1 protein-coding gene and 1 tRNA gene are annotated in these 1655 nt (G+C 61.7%); one reads left to right on the forward strand and one right to left on the reverse strand.

The annotated features are described in order from the left end of the window. Window positions 1-80 precede the first annotated feature (80 nt). Entirely contained in the window at window positions 81-686 is a 606-nt protein-coding gene (locus Q9R30_RS19215) for an ANTAR domain-containing response regulator (RefSeq protein WP_009358190.1), read from the reverse strand. A 203-nt stretch (window positions 687-889) separates the two neighbouring features. Here Q9R30_RS19215 and Q9R30_RS19220 point away from each other — a divergent pair. After that, a tRNA-Leu gene (locus tag Q9R30_RS19220) sits at window positions 890-971 on the forward strand. Window positions 972-1655: the final 684 nt, after the last annotated feature.

Below are 1655 nucleotides of genomic sequence, written 5' to 3' on the forward strand. Positions count from 1 at the left end.
GTTGGCGGGGGTCCTTTTCGGTTTGCCCTGTGCTTTGCGGCTGGACCTGCCGGCTTTGCGGCAGGCCCAGCCAGCGGCAGTCAGTTGACCTGGTTGATGATGGTCTCGGCGACTTCGCGCATGCTCAGGCGGCGGTCCATGGACGTCTTCTGGATCCAGCGGAAGGCTTCCGGCTCCGTGAGGCCCATCTTGGTGGTGAGCAGGCTCTTGGCGCGCTCCACAAGCTTGCGGGTGGCGAACTGCTCCTGGAGGTCCGAGACCTCGCTTTCGAGGGCCTTGATCTCCTCGTGGCGGGAGAGCGCGATTTCCAGCGCGGGGATGAGGTCCGCGGGGGTGAAAGGCTTCACGACGTATGCCATGGCGCCGGCGTCGCGGGCACGCTCCACGAGTTCCTTCTGGCTGAATGCGGTCAGCAGAACCACGGGGGCGATGCGGGCTTTGACGATCTTCTCGGCTGCCGAGATGCCGTCCATGACGGGCATTTTGACGTCCATCAGGACCAGGTCCGGCTTCAGTTCCTCGGCGAGCTGGACGGCCTTCTCGCCGTTGTCCGCCTCGCCCACAACGTCATAGCCCTCGCCGCGCAGGATTTCGATGATGTCGAGGCGGATGAGGGTTTCATCCTCCGCCACAATGACGCGGCGCGCCGGCTGGGACGTGGGTTTTGACTCCGTCTGTTCAGTCACGGGATCTCCTTGGAAAGGTACGGCGGGGACATCACTATCTTAGGTGCGCCCGGTCCTGTACTTGATCTGCATGGTCGGTTGCGGCGTCAGCGGCGCGATTCTGGAATTCAGCCTATCTGGATGTAGAGTAATTCCGCGTACGTGAAGCGATCGCGTTGCTCACAATCAGCTGTGGGCGTACCGGCTTGATTCATGTATTCCGCGCCCGAGTGGCGGAATTGGCAGACGCGCCGCACTCAAAATGCGGTATCGAAAGGTGTGTGGGTTCGAGTCCCACCTCGGGCACGACGTTTTCCCTCGTCAGAGGCGATTTTGCTTTGACGTGTGTACAAAGCCTGTGGTCCCGTCGCTCTGACGGCTGGTTCGCGGGCTGTGGCCTAGCCGCCGCGGAGCCTGTTCAGGTGTGTGGGGTGGCGGGTTCAAGACCCTGACTGGTGGGTCTTCCGCCTGCTGAGGTGGGGTTTCTGCGGTTCCTCGTTCCGGTTTGGTCGGGAGTGGCCAACCTGTTCATGGTTCCGGGCTGGCGTTACAACATGACTTTCCGATTTTGGGTGCGAACCCGTACTTGGACCCCGTCTCCCTGCCCAAACCGGAGCTGGAGTGCGCCGCTTGTCCTGCCAAAGGGGTGTTGACACTGTCCACACTTATGTCTGATTTAAGGGCGTCCAGTGGCGGCTAGGAGCGGGAAGGTTTCAGGAGGGGCAAGTAGTGCCCTAGCTGCGCCCGGGAATGGCCCAGCGACCACCCAGATCAGAAGCCGACCAGCGAACCACGCGGGTTCTGGTCGTGCGAAAATCGCGGGGGAGCGCGGAACCAGGACCTACAGAAGCGAATGCGCCCCTGACACCCTGGATTTTGGGGCGCTACCCCACGGTGCTCTGACCAAGTTGACCGTATGCTGCTGTTTAGCGCGTAATCAGAAGGGTGGGATTTCGATCCGGGTGTGAGTCAGTCATCCATGGCTTGAGC

The organism is Arthrobacter sp. AB6, assembly GCF_031844545.1.
Taxonomy (GTDB): domain Bacteria; phylum Actinomycetota; class Actinomycetes; order Actinomycetales; family Micrococcaceae; genus Arthrobacter.